The sequence below is a fragment of the Streptomyces thermocarboxydus genome (assembly GCF_024760485.1).
Classification (GTDB): domain Bacteria; phylum Actinomycetota; class Actinomycetes; order Streptomycetales; family Streptomycetaceae; genus Streptomyces; species Streptomyces cellulosae.
Window position 1 is genome coordinate 4,379,300 of sequence record NZ_CP058273.1, and the last position, 13,858, is coordinate 4,393,157.

Below are 13,858 nucleotides of genomic sequence, written 5' to 3' on the forward strand. Positions count from 1 at the left end.
AGGACACAACACACCATGGCTATCTGGCTCAACAAGGACAGCAAGGTCATCGTCCAGGGCATGACCGGCGCCACGGGCATGAAGCACACCAAGCTCATGCTCGGTGACGGCACCAATGTCGTGGGCGGCGTCAACCCGCGCAAGGCGGGTCAGACCGTGGACTTCGACGGCACCGAGGTACCCGTCTTCGGCACCGTCAAGGAGGCCGTCGAGAAGACCGGCGCCAACGTCTCCGTCATCTTCGTGCCGGAGAAGTTCACCAAGGACGCGGTCGTCGAGGCCATCGACGCCGAGATTCCGCTGGCCGTCGTGATCACCGAGGGCATCGCCGTGCACGACACGGCCGCCTTCTGGGCGTACGCCGGCAAGAAGGGCAACAAGACCCGGATCATCGGCCCGAACTGCCCCGGCATCATCACCCCGGGCGGCTCGAACGTCGGCATCATCCCGGGCGACATCACCAAGCCGGGCCGCATCGGCCTGGTCTCGAAGTCCGGCACGCTGACGTACCAGATGATGTACGAGCTGCGTGACATCGGCTTCTCGACCGCCGTCGGCATCGGTGGCGACCCGATCATCGGCACCACGCACATCGACGCGCTCGCCGCGTTCGAGGCCGACCCCGACACCGACCTCATCGTGATGATCGGTGAGATCGGCGGCGACGCCGAGGAGCGGGCTGCGGCCTTCATCAAGGAGAACGTGACCAAGCCGGTCGTCGGCTACGTCGCGGGCTTCACCGCGCCGGAGGGCAAGACCATGGGCCACGCCGGCGCCATCGTCTCCGGCTCCTCCGGCACCGCGCAGGCGAAGAAGGAGGCCCTCGAGGCCGCCGGCGTCAAGGTCGGCAAGACGCCGACCGAGACCGCCAAGCTGGCGCGCGCGATCCTCGCCGGCTGAACCGCCGGCGTGACAGCGCATCGTACGGGTGGGCCCGTTCCCCTGGTGGGGGACGGGCCCACCCGTCGTTTCCCTTACGCGGTGTGGCGGCTCAGCGGGCCTGAGGGGTGAGGCGTTCCGGGCCGTCGAGCAGGGACTTGCGCAACTGGTCGCGCAGCTCGCGCTGCTCGTCCGAGAGCGGGCCCGGCGCCACCCGGGGCGGTACGCCCCGCACCGTCTCGCCCGGCGGCACGGGCGGCTCGTAGTGCGTGGGCGCCGTGTGGAGGGTCATCGCCGTGCTGCCGATCAGGACGACGGTCATGGCCGCCGCCGTCCGCGTCCACAGACGCGCCCGGCGCTCGCTGCCGACGCGTACGGCCGCCGGTTCGGCGGCCCGTGTCCGCCCGGTGGTCGCCAGTTCCGCCAGCCGGTCGTGCAGCTCCTCCGGATCGGCCAGCTCCGGCAGCCGCTCCGTGAGGACCTCGCGCGCGTACATCAGCCGCCCGGCCGTGGCCCGCGTGCTGGCCTCCGTCTCGGCCGCCGTCTCGGGCAGGTCCAGGCCGACACCGTCGTACAGCACGAGCGTGCGGCGGTACGGCGGCGGCAGGCTCAGCAGCGCGTCCAGCAGCGCGCGGTCGTCCTCGACGGGCGGCGGGGGCTCGGGCTGCCGGTAGCGGCGGCGGAAGCGGTGCCAGGGGGAGAGCGCCCAGTCGTGCGTGGCCGCCCGCACCCACCCGGCCGGGTCCGGGTCGCGCGCCACCTCCGGCCAGTGGTCCCACGCCCGCTGGAAGGCCCGCTCCACGGACTCGTGCGCGAGGTCGCGGCGCCCGGTGAGCAGGTACGCCTGTCGTGCGAGGGCGGGGGCGCAGTACGCGTACAGCGCGTCGAAGGCCTGGGCGGGCGTCAGATACGGGCCCGCGTCCCGCGCGACGGGGACGGGCCCCGATCCGCGCTCCCGTCCCGACGGGCGCAGGCGCCGCGCCCACGACGGTCGTGGCCGCCCGCGCCGCGGCGAGGAACGCCGCTCAGACGCGGGGCCGCTCTCGTCTTCCGGCGTTGGGTCACCTTCTGACGGTGTGTCCGCCCTCGGTGGGGTCAGGATGAATTCCGTGGGGTCAGGGGCCGCCGTGTCCTGGGACGTCACCTCACCCGCCTCGTCCGGCGTCTGACGGGCCGTCTCCGCCGCCGGCGTGGACAGCAGCTCCGCGTAGGCGTCCCTGGTGCGCCCCCGGGGTGTACCGCGCCCCGACTCCCAGGCGCGCACCGTGCCGGGGCGCACCCCGAGGCGCTTCGCGAGCTGAGCGCGTGTCAGTGCGCGGGCCTCCCGCAGGCGTCGGCGTTCGTCCGGCGGGGGGAGCGGAAGGGCCGGGCTCCGCGTCACTGGGCGTCCCTCAGTACAGAAAAGTACATAAACGTATATTGAGCGACACAGCCGAGCTTCGCCCGTTACGCCCGTGAAGCGCGTGTCGTTGGGAGCATGGCGGGCGTGATCCAGACGACCGTACGCCGATCGATGCCGGCTTCCCTTCTCGTCCGCGTGCGTCACCGTTCGCCCGGGCTGGCCTCCGGTCTTGTCGGTGGCGCCCTCGCGGCCGGGCTGGGCCTCGCGGCGTTCACCGTGCTCGTGATGCTGCTGTGGGTCAGCTCGCCCTACCCGGACAGCGGACCCGGCGGCGCCCTGCACGTCGCGGCGGCCCTGTGGCTGCTGGCGCACGGCGCCGAACTGGTCCGCGTCGACACCCTCTCCGGCGTCCCCGCCCCGATGGGCGTGCTCCCGCTGCTGCTCGCCGTGGTGCCGGTGTGGCTGCTGCACCGGGCCGCGCGGGACACCGCCGAGGGAGGCGCCCGCGACAACGCCCCGCTGATGCCGGGCCGTATCGCCTGGGCGGGCGTCGTCCTCGGCTACCTCGCCGTCGCCGCCCCCGCCGCCCTGTACGCCGCGGGCGGCGCCCTGCGTCCCTCGTGGACGTCGGCGGTGGTGCACGTGCCGCTGGTCGCGGTGGCGGCCGCCGGGGCGGGGGTGTGGACCGCGTACGGGCGGCCCAGCGGACCGCTGGAGCAGGTGCTCGGCGCGGTGCTGCCCCGGGGTGTGCGGCACCTGGTGCTGGGCCCGGACGGCCGCCCCGGTGTCGCGGCGCGCGCGGCGGCGGCCGGGGCGACGGTGCTGGTCGCGGGCGGTGCGGTGCTGCTGACGGTGTCGCTGGGGCGGCACCTCGGCGAGACCCACAGGGCGTTCGGGCGGCTGACCGAGGGCTGGTCGGGGTGGCTGGCGGTGCTGCTGCTCTGCGTCACGCTGCTGCCGAACGCGGCCGTTGTGGGCGGCGGCCTACGCCCTCGGCCCCGGTTTCCTGCTCGGCGCCGGGACGCCGGTGACGCCGCTCGGCGCGCGGGCCGCGCCGCTGCTGCCGCCGTTCCCGCTGCTGGCGGCGGTGCCGGACCCGGGCGCGGGCACGGCGCTGCACGGGACGGTCGCCGCGCTGCCGCTGACGGCGGGGGCCGTGGTGGGGTGGTTCGTCGGGCGGGGGTCCGTGACGGGCGGGGGCCGCTTCGGCATCTGGACGATCGGCCGGACCGCCGGTGCGGCGGCGTTCGCGGCGGGGCTGTGCGGGGTGCTGCTGGCGGTGCTCGCCGGGCTGGCAGGCGGCCCGCTGGGCACGGCCACGCTGGCCCGGTTCGGCCCGGTGTGGTGGCAGGTGGGACTGGCGACGGCGGTGTGGCTCGGCGTGACGGCCGCGGTGACGGCCCTGACCGTACGGGCGTGGCGCCTTAGGCGGTCGTACGGGCGGGGTGGGCGCGAGCGCCGTCCGGACCGTGTGATGCCGCCCCGGCGCCGTCCGGTCGTCCCCCGCCCGTCCCTGCGGACGCGGCTGCCTCGCCCCGCCTGGTTCAAGCGGAAGCCGGAGCGGAACGCCCCCGCCGCGGCTTCCGGCGCCGACGACGAGCCCTACCTGCTCCTCGACGCGGACGCCGACGACGGTCCTTTCGGCAACGGCCCGGACCCCCTCGGCCTCCCTCCGCACCCCGACCTCTTGACCGGCCTCCCGTCCCCCGGAACCACCGAACCCCGTCCGCCCGGGTGAGCGCGCCAAGCACGGCTGCCGCCCGCCCGGTCGGCAAGGACGACGCGTCCCGAGGCACCGTGAAAAGCACCGACCCCCGCCCACCCGCGCAAGCGGGCGGACGGGGGTCGGCGGGGAGCCGAAGGCGTCAGCCGTCCTCGTCCAGCAGGCCCCGCAGCTGTTCCGGCAGATGGTCGCCGCAGGACTGGCGTGCCTCCTGCGTGAGGGCGTCGCTCGTGCACTCGTAGTAGTCGCTGTAGACCAGGCGGGCGCCGAAGACGCCGGCGACCAGGAGCAGCGCCAGGCCCGCCGTGACCAGGCCGCTCACCGCCGCCGTGGTCTGCGGTCGGCCCTTCTGCTCGGACGCGGGGACGTCCGGGTCCTGCCCGCGCGGCTTGGCGCGCAGGGCGCTGATGCCCCAGTACAGGGCGAGCGCGCCGAGCAGCAGCGCCAGGTACGGCCAGTTGAAGAGGGCGAAGAAGAACGCCCACATGCCGCCCAGCAGGGCGTACCGCGCGCGGCGCTGGGCCGGGTCCGTGGGGTCCCAGCGCATGCCCGGGCCCTGCGGGCCGCCGCCCTGGCCCTCCGGCCCGCGCGGACGCTCGCCGAAGCCGCCGGGGGAGCGGCCGGGCTGCCGGTCGCTCCAGTTGCGGCCCCACGGGGAGCGGCCGCCGCCCTCGCCCTCGCCGCCCGAGGGGTGGCGGGGCTGCCAGGGGCGGTCGGGCGTGCCCTCCGGCGGGGGCGCGAACGGGTTGTCGTCCTGGCCGTCACGGCGGTCGTCGCCGCCCTCGCCGCCCTCGCCGCGGGAGGGGTCGGTGGACGAGGAGGGGCGCTCCCGCAGCAGCACGCCGGCACGCTCCCCTCCCTGGGCCGACTGCTGGGGGAACGTGAGGAGTCGCAGGCTGCGGTCCGGCATCAAGTGAGCGTCTTCCCCTTTTGTGAAGCACGGCGTGAGTGCGGTGTGACCGCCTTGCACGACGTATCGACTACGAGTGAGCGGTGAGCTGGTGCGTTCCCGTCAGCTCCGCGCGGCCCGGGTCCGTCGCCCTGTGAACGAACGGTGCGCGGTCGGCGTTCCCGTGCGCCCCGGCGTCCAGGACCCTGCGTACCCCGGCCGGCTCACACCAGACGCTACCTTCCGGCCAGGCCCCCGTCCCGTGGGGGCCCGTCGGCAGTGCCGGTATCGTTGCTGCCGGTCGGCCGCTTCGTAGGCTTCCCCGTATCTGGGGGCGCGAAGCATTCGTAGGAATGTACAAAGCGCTGTGCCGCCGGCCGTACAGACGCTCCCCGAGAAAGGGCCCCACCGTGGCCGCCAAGCCCGTGGCCGAGCGCGCCAGGCGTCGTCTCGTCGTGCTGGTCTCCGGATCCGGCACCAATCTGCAGGCGCTCCTCGACGAGATCGCCGCCGCCGGACCCGACGCCTACGGGGCCGAGGTCGTCGCCGTCGGCGCGGACCGCGAGGGCATCGAGGGGCTGGCCCGCGCCGAGCGCGCCGGGCTGCCGACCTTCGTGTGCAAGGTCAAGGACCATCCGACCCGTGAGGAATGGGACGCGGCGCTCGCCGAGGCCGTCGCCGCGTACGAGCCCGACTTCGTGGTGTCCGCCGGGTTCATGAAGATCGTGGGCAAGGAGTTCCTCGCGCGCTTCGGCGGGCGGTTCGTGAACACCCACCCCGCCCTGCTGCCCAGTTTCCCGGGAGCCCACGGCGTGCGGGACGCGCTCGCGTACGGCGCCAAGGTCACCGGCTGCACCGTCCACTTCGTCGACGACGGCGTCGACACCGGGCCGATCATCGCGCAGGGCGTGGTGGAGGTCCGGGACGAGGACGACGAGAGCGCTCTGCACGAGCGCATCAAGGAAGTCGAGCGAAAGCTGCTCGTCGAGGTCGTGGGGCGCCTCGCCCGCAACGGCTATCGCATCGAGGGACGAAAGGTAGTTATCCAGTGACCGCCGAGAGCAACAAGCGGGCCATCCGACGGGCGCTCGTCAGCGTCTACGACAAGACCGGCCTCGAGGATCTCGCGCGCGGCCTGCACGAGGCCGGGGTGGAGCTGGTCTCCACCGGGTCCACCGCCGCGAAGATCGCCGCCGCGGGCGTCCCCGTGACCAAGGTCGAGGAGCTCACCGGCTTCCCCGAGTGCCTGGACGGCCGGGTCAAGACGCTGCACCCGAAGGTGCACGCCGGCATCCTCGCCGACCTGCGTCTCGCCGACCACGAGCAGCAGCTCAAGGACCTCGGCGTGGAGCCGTTCGACCTGGTCGTCGTGAACCTCTACCCGTTCCGTGAGACCGTCGCCTCCGGGGCCACGCCCGACGAGTGCGTGGAGCAGATCGACATCGGCGGCCCCTCGATGGTCCGCGCCGCCGCCAAGAACCACCCGTCGGTCGCCGTCGTCACCAGCCCCGCCCGCTACGGCGACGTCCTCGCCGCGGTCCAGGGCGGCGGCTTCGACCTCGCCACCCGCAAGCGGCTCGCCGCGGAGGCCTTCCAGCACACGGCCGCGTACGACGTGGCCGTGGCGAGCTGGTTCGCGTCCGAGTACGCGCCCGTCGACGACTCCCAGTTCCCCGACTTCCTCGGCGCCACCTGGGAGCGCAAGAACACCCTCCGCTACGGCGAGAACCCGCACCAGCCGGCCGCGCTGTACGTCTCCGGCACCGGCGGTCTCGCCGAGGCCGAGCAGCTGCACGGCAAGGAGATGTCGTACAACAACTACACGGACACGGACGCCGCGCTCCGTGCCGCGTACGACCACGACGCCCCGGCCGTCGCGATCATCAAGCACGCCAACCCGTGCGGCATCGCGGTCGGCGCGGACGTCGCCGAGGCGCACCGCAAGGCGCACGCCTGCGACCCGCTGTCCGCGTTCGGCGGCGTGATCGCCGTCAACCGTCCGGTGTCCAAGGAGATGGCGGAGCAGGTCGCGGAGATCTTCACCGAGGTCGTCGTCGCTCCGGACTACGAGGACGGCGCGCTCGAGGCGCTGACCAAGAAGAAGAACATCCGCGTGCTGCGCGCCCCGCAGGCGCCGTCCGCCCCGGTCGAGGTCAAGCCGATCGACGGCGGTGCGCTGCTCCAGGTCACCGACCGGCTCCAGGCCGAGGGCGACGACCCGGCCACCTGGACGCTGGCCACCGGCGAGGCCCTGTCCGAGGCCGAGCTGGCCGACCTGGCCTTCGCCTGGAGGGCCTGCCGTGCGGTGAAGTCCAACGCGATCCTGCTCGCCAAGGACGGCGCCTCGGTCGGCGTCGGCATGGGCCAGGTGAACCGCGTGGACTCCGCGAAGCTGGCGGTCGAGCGGGCCGGCGCCGAGCGCGCCCGCGGCTCCTTCGCCGCGTCCGACGCGTTCTTCCCCTTCCCCGACGGCCTGGAGATCCTCACCGAGGCCGGTGTGAAGGCCGTGGTCCAGCCGGGCGGTTCGGTCCGTGACGAGCTGGTCGTGGAGGCCGCGAAGAAGGCCGGCGTGACGATGTACTTCACCGGGACGCGGCACTTCTTCCACTGATCCCCGGAGCTGAACGGCGGTGGCCCCGGTCCCTTCCCGGACCGGGGCCACCGCCGTCCTGTCCCGCGCCCGCGAGGGTCACCTCCGGCCGGGCGGGGTGTACTCCTTCAGGTCGTGGGCGACACGGTCGGCGTAGGAGCGGTACGTGGCCGGAGCGCCCCCCCGCCTGGCTCACCCGGCGCCACGACGTGCGGTAGGCGGCGGCGATCAGCACCCGCCGGTCCTCCCGCCAGCCCGTCGTCGGGGAGGGGCGTCATCCAGTCACAGGTAGCGGCCCATCGCGGGCACCGACTCGGCGGGCGAGAACGGCGGTTCGGGGACGGTCTCGCCGGGTGTGCCGGTCGCCCGGTCGACGCCGTAGCCGAGGACGGGCACCGCGCCGGTCGCGAGGGCCGCCGAGACGGCGACCGCCCGCCGGGAGCGGCGCCGTGCGGGCAGCAGCCGGAACGGGCGTCCCGGGCCGGCCGCGTCCCGCACCCGACGCAGCAGCTCCTCGACACCGATCCGCTCCGTGTGCGGACGAAAGGCGCGGTTCGCCCCGAGACGCACCGAGGCCGTGTCCCCCTCACGGGGCGGACACGGCCTTGAGGTGGTACGTCGGCGGGACGGCTGCCGGGGTCAGTACTTCGGGCGCCGGAACCACTCGGCGCTCGCGCGCTTCGCGCAGAACACGATCACCAGGATCGACACGACCCAGAGGACCAGGCCGAGCAGGTAGATGGCCAGCGCGAACAGGCCGCTGACGATCGCGAAGGAGGCGTACACGATCGAGCAGACGCGGACCGAGGGGCCGCCCTTGGCGTACTGCAGCAGGAGGACCAGGCCGAGGATGGCGAAGACGGCGGCCAGACCGGCGAAGAAGACGATGACGCCCTTGCCCAGGTCGGCGTACCGCTCGACCTCGGCGTCGCCCGTGATGCCGGCCTCGCGCATCGACTCGTCCCACTTCGCCAGCGCCACGCCGTACACGGCCGCGATGATCACGTGTGCGAGCGCGATCACGCCGACCAGGATCTGCGCGGCGCGCGTGATGCCGGGCATCTGGGTGGGGACGTAACCGCCGCCGTAGGGCTGGCCCACCGGGGGCGCCGACGGGTAGCCGTAACCGGGCTGCGCGGGCTGGCCGGGCTGCTGGGGGTAGCCGTAGCCGGGACCGGCCGGGGGCTGCTGGGGCGGCTGCCCGTAGGGGTTGTTCGGGTCGCCGAAACTCATGGCGGTTCTTCCTCCGTTGCGCTTCTGGTGCGGGGACGACGCGAGGCACGGCGCGGAGGAAGTACTACAGATGCGGTCCGTCCCCCCGGTTCTGCCCGCGGCACTGTGCGTTCATCGTTCTTGACCGTTCCTTTCCTTGTCCAGCCGTACGACATATGTGTTGTGCAAGTGCAACATCGCGATCTTGCTCGTATTGCGGCCGATGGTGGGTGAATGCCCGGTACGGGCGCCGCGGCCGACCGGAATGCGGGCTGATTGGAACAGGGGCCCGGTCATCCGCGAGGATGGGGGTCATGACCGCCCAGATTCTCGATGGCAAGGCCACCGCAGCCGAGATCAAGTCCGATCTGACCGCCCGCGTGGCGGCGCTGAAGGAGAAGGGCGTCACGCCCGGCCTCGGCACGATCCTCGTGGGGGACGACCCCGGCAGCCAGAAGTACGTCGCCGGCAAGCACCGCGACTGCGCCCAGGTGGGCATCGCCTCCATCCAGCGGGAGCTGCCCGCCACCGCCACGCAGGAGGAGATCGAGGCGGTCGTCCGCGAGCTGAACGAGGACCCGGCCTGCACCGGCTACATCGTGCAGCTGCCGCTCCCCAAGGGCATCGACGAGAACCGCATCCTCGAGCTGATGGACCCGGAGAAGGACGCCGACGGCCTCCACCCGATGAACCTCGGCCGCCTCGTCCTCAACGAGCCCGCCCCGCTGCCCTGCACGCCGAACGGCATCATCACCCTGCTGCGCCGCCACGGCGTGGAGATCAAGGGCGCCGAGGTCGTGGTCGTCGGGCGCGGCGTCACCATCGGCCGTCCCATGCCGCTGCTGCTGACCCGGCGCAGCGAGAACGCCACCGTGACCCAGTGCCACACCGGCACCCGCGACCTGTCCTCCCACCTGAGGCGCGCGGACATCATCATCGCCGCGGCCGGCAGCGCCCATCTGATCCGCCCCGAGGACGTCAAGCCGGGCGCGGCCGTCCTGGACGTCGGCGTCTCCCGCAGCGCCGAGGGCAAGATCGTCGGCGACGTCCACCCGGGCGTGGCCGAGGTGGCCGGCTGGGTCGCGCCCAACCCCGGCGGCGTCGGCCCGATGACCCGGGCGCAGCTGCTCGTCAACGTGGTCGAGGCGGCGGAGCGCAGTGTCGGCTGAGCGGAAGGCACCGGACGCCCCCGAGGCCCCCGCGGCGGCGGAGCAGTCCCCCGAGGACGTCACCGTCCGCGACGCGGTCAGCGCGCCTGACGCCGAGGGCGCCCCGCGCCGCGCCACCCGCAGGTTCCCGCTGTTCACCCGGGACACCGCGCGCCCCGAGGGCGGCGGACGCGCGGCCCCCGGCGACGCCCCCGCGCCCGCCCGGCAGTGGCCGATCCTGGCCGTGCTGCTCACCGTGGGCCTGGGGCTGCTGCTGACCGCGCTGGACGTGTTCCGGGTGGGGCTGCTGATCATCGGCGCGGCGCTGATGGCCGGGGCGGTGCTGCGCTGGGTGGTGCCGGACGTCGGCATGCTCGCCGTGCGCTCCCGCTTCACCGACATCGTCACCTACGGCGGGCTGGGCCTGGTGATCGTGCTGCTGGCGCTGATGATGCAGCCGGACCCGCTGCTGCGGTTCCCGTGGCTGCAGGACATGCTGCACTTCACGGTCGACAGCTAGGGCCTGCGGATCACCCCGGCGTCGGGCGAGAACGCACCGCGCCTCACAGCCGACCTGATCCGAACGAAAGGCCCCAGCCGCCCGAGCGGCAGACGGAACGGCGGCCCGTCCACACCCCCGTGAGAGGACGGGCCGCCGCCGCGCACCACGTTCCTGCACGGCGGACGGCCCGATCAACGGCGGCCCGGCCGCTGTGGCACGGAGGTGACCGTTCCGGTACGCGCCCCGGAATCCCCGTACACCCTTGCGATGACTCCGGCACCTGCTCGCGACACGGGTGTCCGCGCAGGGTGATGTGGCCATGGCCGACTCCGAGTTGGGCAGCCGGGGTGCCAGGGCAGGAAGACGGTGGGACGGTCATGGCGGTCTGGTGCACCGGTCCGCTGAATCCGGGGTTCCGTGCGGCCGGGCGGCCGACCGGTGGGACACTGGAGCGCAAGCGACTGGGCGTGCAATGCCGCACGCGCCCTGTTGCTCCCGTGCGCCCCCACCCCGGGAACTGAGACCCGTCCCGGTGGCATCCCTGTGGGTAGCCAGACGGGACGTGGCAATGGGCACCATGCGCGAGGGAAACACGAGCACGAACCGGGGGAAGAGGGGGAGAGCAATGCCTCGTTGGAAGGCCTTGCCTGATGAACTCGATCCGCAGATCAGGGAGTTCACCAGTCAGCTCAGGCGGCTGGTGGACCGCAGCGGTCTGAGCGTCGCGTCGGTCGCCGACCGCACGGGCTACAGCAAGACGTCCTGGGAGCGCTATCTGAACGGCCGGCTGCTCGCGCCGAAGGGCGCGATCGTGGCGCTGGCCGAGGTCACCGGGACCAACCCGGTGCACCTGACCACCATGTGGGAGCTCGCCGAGCGCGCCTGGAGCCGCTCGGAGATGCGGCACGACATGACCATGGAGGCGATCCGCATCTCGCAGGCGCGCGCCGCGCTGAGCGAGCTGGCCGGGCCGCCGTCGGGCGGAGGCGGACGCTCCCGCGGCGGCGGCACCCGTACGGGGGTCGCAGGGCCTGCCGGGGTGTCGCCGAGCGTGCCGCCCCAGCCGACCGCCACCGACGTGCGTGACGCGTCGGGCAGCGGCAACTCCTGGGGGGTCGCGAATCCGGAGGCGGGTCACGCGGGGGCGTACGGTCCCGGGGCGCCCGCGGCCGGCGGGTACGGCCCGCCGCCCGCGGAGCCGTCGGGTCCGGGCGGCGGTTCCGGCCGTCCCGCGGGCAGGCGGCGCACGGCGACGTTCCTCGTCGGCGCGCTCGGCGCGCTGGTGGTGGTCGCCGCCGGGCTGTACGTCACCCAGACCCAGGGCGACACGAAGGGGGCCACGCCCTCCCCGTCACCCACCGTCACCAAGGAGGCGCCGCTGCCTCCCGGCGTGAAGTGCAGCGGGAAGAGCTGCGCGGGCAAGGACGCCGAGGTCATGGGGTGCAGCGGCGACCTGGTCACCACGGCCGGCTCCGCGGTCGTCGGCGCCACCAACGTCGAGGTGCGCTACAGCAAGGTCTGCGCCTCCGCGTGGGGGCGCATCACCCAGGCCGCGCAGGGGGACACCGTCGAGATCACCTCGGGTACGTCCCAGCAGACCGACTCCGTCGACGCGCCGGGCGACACGGTCGCCTACACGATGATGGTTCCGGTCGCCTCCGCGACGGATGCGAAGGCCTGCGTGGTGCTGGCCGCGACGGGCGAGAAGGGCTGCACGGACTGACGGCCCCGCCGCCCTTCGGCCCGTGCGCCCTTCGGCCCGTGCGCCCTTCGGCCCGTCCGCCCTTCGGCCCGTCCGCCCTTCGGGGCGGCGGGCTGCCGGGCAGCGGGCCGTGACGGGCCGACGGGGCGGTGGGCTGTGAAGGGCCGTGGCCGGGGTGGCGGGCTGTGACGGGGCGTCGGGGCACCGGGCTGTGACGCGCCGTCAGGGCGGCTGTGACAGGGCGGTCGGGTACCCCGGCCGAGGTCGTCAGGCTGTGGCGGTTCGGAGCACCGGGCCGTCGGCCTGGCTGTGGCGCAGTGGCGCAGTGGCGCAGTGGCCGGTTGCCGGGTCGCCGGGCCGGGCTGCCGGGGTGCGGGCGGCTGCCAGGGCTCACCGCCGGGCGGGCACCAGGTCGCCGGGCGGTGCGTGGCCGATGATCCCCGCATGCCCTCGTCCGCGTAGGCCGTACGGGTCGTGACATGTGAGGGAACCGTGGGGACATGAATGCGGCCGTCAGGGGCGGGCAGGCGAGAAGTACCCCCACGGGATACCGGCATGGTCGGTCCCGGACGGCGGCCGCTCCGTCCCCACCTCTCCCGGACGGAGCGGCCGCCCCCTCTCCTCGCCCTTCCGCCGTGCGCGGCTGCCCGCGTGCGCGCGGGGTCACTCTGTGGGGCGGGCCACAGGGAGCCCGGCCGTGCGCGCCGCCGGATGCGCGATAGCCTGACCGCTGGATCTCTCTTGACGCCAAGAGATCGATCATCCGAACCGGTGATCGATCATCGTGGCGGGCACCGGTCACGAGCCGGAGCGGGGATCCCGCACCAGGGGGCAGGGACCGCCCCACCGCCAGCTGTCATACGGAGAACGCCATGACCCGCACTCCCGTGAACGTCACCGTCACCGGCGCGGCCGGCCAGATCGGTTACGCCCTGCTCTTCCGCATCGCCTCCGGCCAGCTGCTCGGCGCGGACGTGCCGGTCAAGCTGCGCCTGCTGGAGATCACCCCGGCGCTCAAGGCCGCCGAGGGCACCGCCATGGAGCTGGACGACTGCGCGTTCCCGCTGCTGCAGGGCATCGAGATCACGGACGACCCGAACGTGGCCTTCGACGGCGCCAACGTCGCCCTCCTCGTCGGCGCCCGCCCGCGGACCAAGGGCATGGAGCGCGGTGACCTCCTCGAGGCCAACGGCGGCATCTTCAAGCCGCAGGGCCAGGCCATCAACGCCCACGCCGCGGACGACATCCGCGTCCTGGTCGTCGGCAACCCGGCCAACACCAACGCCCTGATCGCCCAGGCCGCCGCTCCGGACGTCCCGGCCGAGCGCTTCACCGCCATGACCCGCCTGGACCACAACCGCGCGCTGACCCAGCTCGCGAAGAAGACGGGCTCGACGGTCTCCGACATCAAGCGTCTGACCATCTGGGGCAACCACTCCGCCACCCAGTACCCGGACATCTTCCACGCCACCGTCGCCGGCAAGAACGCCGCCGAGGTCGTCAACGACGAGAAGTGGCTGGCCGAGGAGTTCATCCCGACCGTAGCCAAGCGCGGCGCCGCCATCATCGAGGCCCGCGGCGCCTCGTCGGCCGCCTCCGCCGCCAACGCCGCCATCGACCACGTCTATTCCTGGGTCAACGGCACCCCGGAGGGCGACTGGGTCTCCATGGGCATCCCGTCCGACGGCTCCTACGGCGTCCCCGAGGGCCTCATCTCCTCCTTCCCGGTCACCGTGAAGGACGGCCAGTACGAGATCGTCCAGGGCCTGGAGATCAACGAGTTCTCCCGCACCCGCATCGACGCCTCCGTCAAGGAGCTCGAGGAGGAGCGCGAGGCGGTCCGCTCCCTCGGCCTCATCTGAGCCCGGCCC

General features: G+C 73.6%; 11 protein-coding genes and 1 pseudogene. 8 read left to right on the plus strand and 4 right to left on the minus strand.

From position 1 onward, the window contains the following. The first annotated feature begins 15 nt into the window (after window positions 1-15). A complete protein-coding gene (gene sucD / locus AY578_RS20280; protein WP_028960202.1) occupies window positions 16-900 on the plus strand; it encodes a succinate--CoA ligase subunit alpha in 885 nt (294 codons plus the stop codon). Between the two features lie 91 nt (window positions 901-991). On the opposite strand, the gene AY578_RS20285 is transcribed toward sucD, so the two are convergent. Beyond that, window positions 992-2,260, minus strand: a complete 1,269-nt coding sequence (locus AY578_RS20285) for a helix-turn-helix domain-containing protein (RefSeq protein ID WP_019527885.1) — start codon at window positions 2,258-2,260, stop codon at window positions 992-994. Window positions 2,261-2,356: 96 nt separating this feature from the next. On the opposite strand from AY578_RS20285, the pseudogene AY578_RS20290 reads away from it, so the two are divergent. Continuing rightward, a pseudogene (locus AY578_RS20290) lies at window positions 2,357-3,959 on the plus strand (cell division protein PerM). A gap of 127 nt (window positions 3,960-4,086) precedes the next feature. Here AY578_RS20290 and AY578_RS20300 read toward each other — a convergent pair. After that, window positions 4,087-4,854 carry a hypothetical protein gene (locus AY578_RS20300; protein WP_028960201.1) on the minus strand — a complete coding sequence of 256 codons (768 nt, stop codon included), beginning with the start codon at window positions 4,852-4,854 and terminating at the stop codon, window positions 4,087-4,089. Between the two features lie 389 nt (window positions 4,855-5,243). On the opposite strand from AY578_RS20300, the gene purN reads away from it, so the two are divergent. Together purN and purH are read left to right on the plus strand one after the other, a co-directional pair. After that, the gene (gene purN, locus AY578_RS20305) at window positions 5,244-5,885 is read left to right on the plus strand and encodes a phosphoribosylglycinamide formyltransferase (protein WP_028960200.1); all 642 of its coding nucleotides are present in this window, start codon (window positions 5,244-5,246) and stop codon (window positions 5,883-5,885) included. Beyond that, window positions 5,882-7,444 (plus strand): bifunctional phosphoribosylaminoimidazolecarboxamide formyltransferase/IMP cyclohydrolase, encoded by a 1,563-nt coding sequence (purH, locus tag AY578_RS20310; RefSeq protein WP_019527882.1) that lies wholly within the window; start codon window positions 5,882-5,884, stop codon window positions 7,442-7,444. Before purN ends, purH begins: the two co-directional genes overlap by 4 nt. A gap of 261 nt (window positions 7,445-7,705) precedes the next feature. Here purH and AY578_RS20315 read toward each other — a convergent pair whose 3' ends face one another. Continuing rightward, window positions 7,706-7,993 (minus strand): hypothetical protein, encoded by a 288-nt coding sequence (locus AY578_RS20315; protein WP_258903695.1) that lies wholly within the window; start codon window positions 7,991-7,993, stop codon window positions 7,706-7,708. Between the two features lie 69 nt (window positions 7,994-8,062). After that, complete coding sequence (locus AY578_RS20320; protein WP_019527881.1) at window positions 8,063-8,656, minus strand: hypothetical protein; 594 nt, start codon at window positions 8,654-8,656, stop codon at window positions 8,063-8,065. Between the two features lie 293 nt (window positions 8,657-8,949). On the opposite strand from AY578_RS20320, the gene AY578_RS20325 reads away from it, so the two are divergent. The 4 genes from AY578_RS20325 to AY578_RS20340 all read left to right on the plus strand — a co-directional run bounded on the left by AY578_RS20325 (window position 8,950) and on the right by AY578_RS20340 (window position 13,849). Next, entirely contained in the window at window positions 8,950-9,804 is an 855-nt protein-coding gene (locus AY578_RS20325; protein WP_019527880.1) for a bifunctional methylenetetrahydrofolate dehydrogenase/methenyltetrahydrofolate cyclohydrolase, read from the plus strand. Further along, window positions 9,794-10,303, plus strand: a complete 510-nt coding sequence (locus AY578_RS20330) for a DUF3017 domain-containing protein (protein ID WP_019527879.1) — start codon at window positions 9,794-9,796, stop codon at window positions 10,301-10,303. The genes AY578_RS20325 and AY578_RS20330 overlap by 11 nt, the downstream gene beginning before the upstream one ends. A 607-nt stretch (window positions 10,304-10,910) precedes the next feature. Beyond that, window positions 10,911-12,008 (plus strand): helix-turn-helix domain-containing protein, encoded by a 1,098-nt coding sequence (locus AY578_RS20335; RefSeq protein WP_258903698.1) that lies wholly within the window; start codon window positions 10,911-10,913, stop codon window positions 12,006-12,008. Window positions 12,009-12,859: 851 nt separating this feature from the next. After that, window positions 12,860-13,849, plus strand: a complete 990-nt coding sequence (locus tag AY578_RS20340; protein ID WP_028960198.1) for a malate dehydrogenase — start codon at window positions 12,860-12,862, stop codon at window positions 13,847-13,849. The last annotated feature ends 9 nt before the right edge of the window (window positions 13,850-13,858 follow it).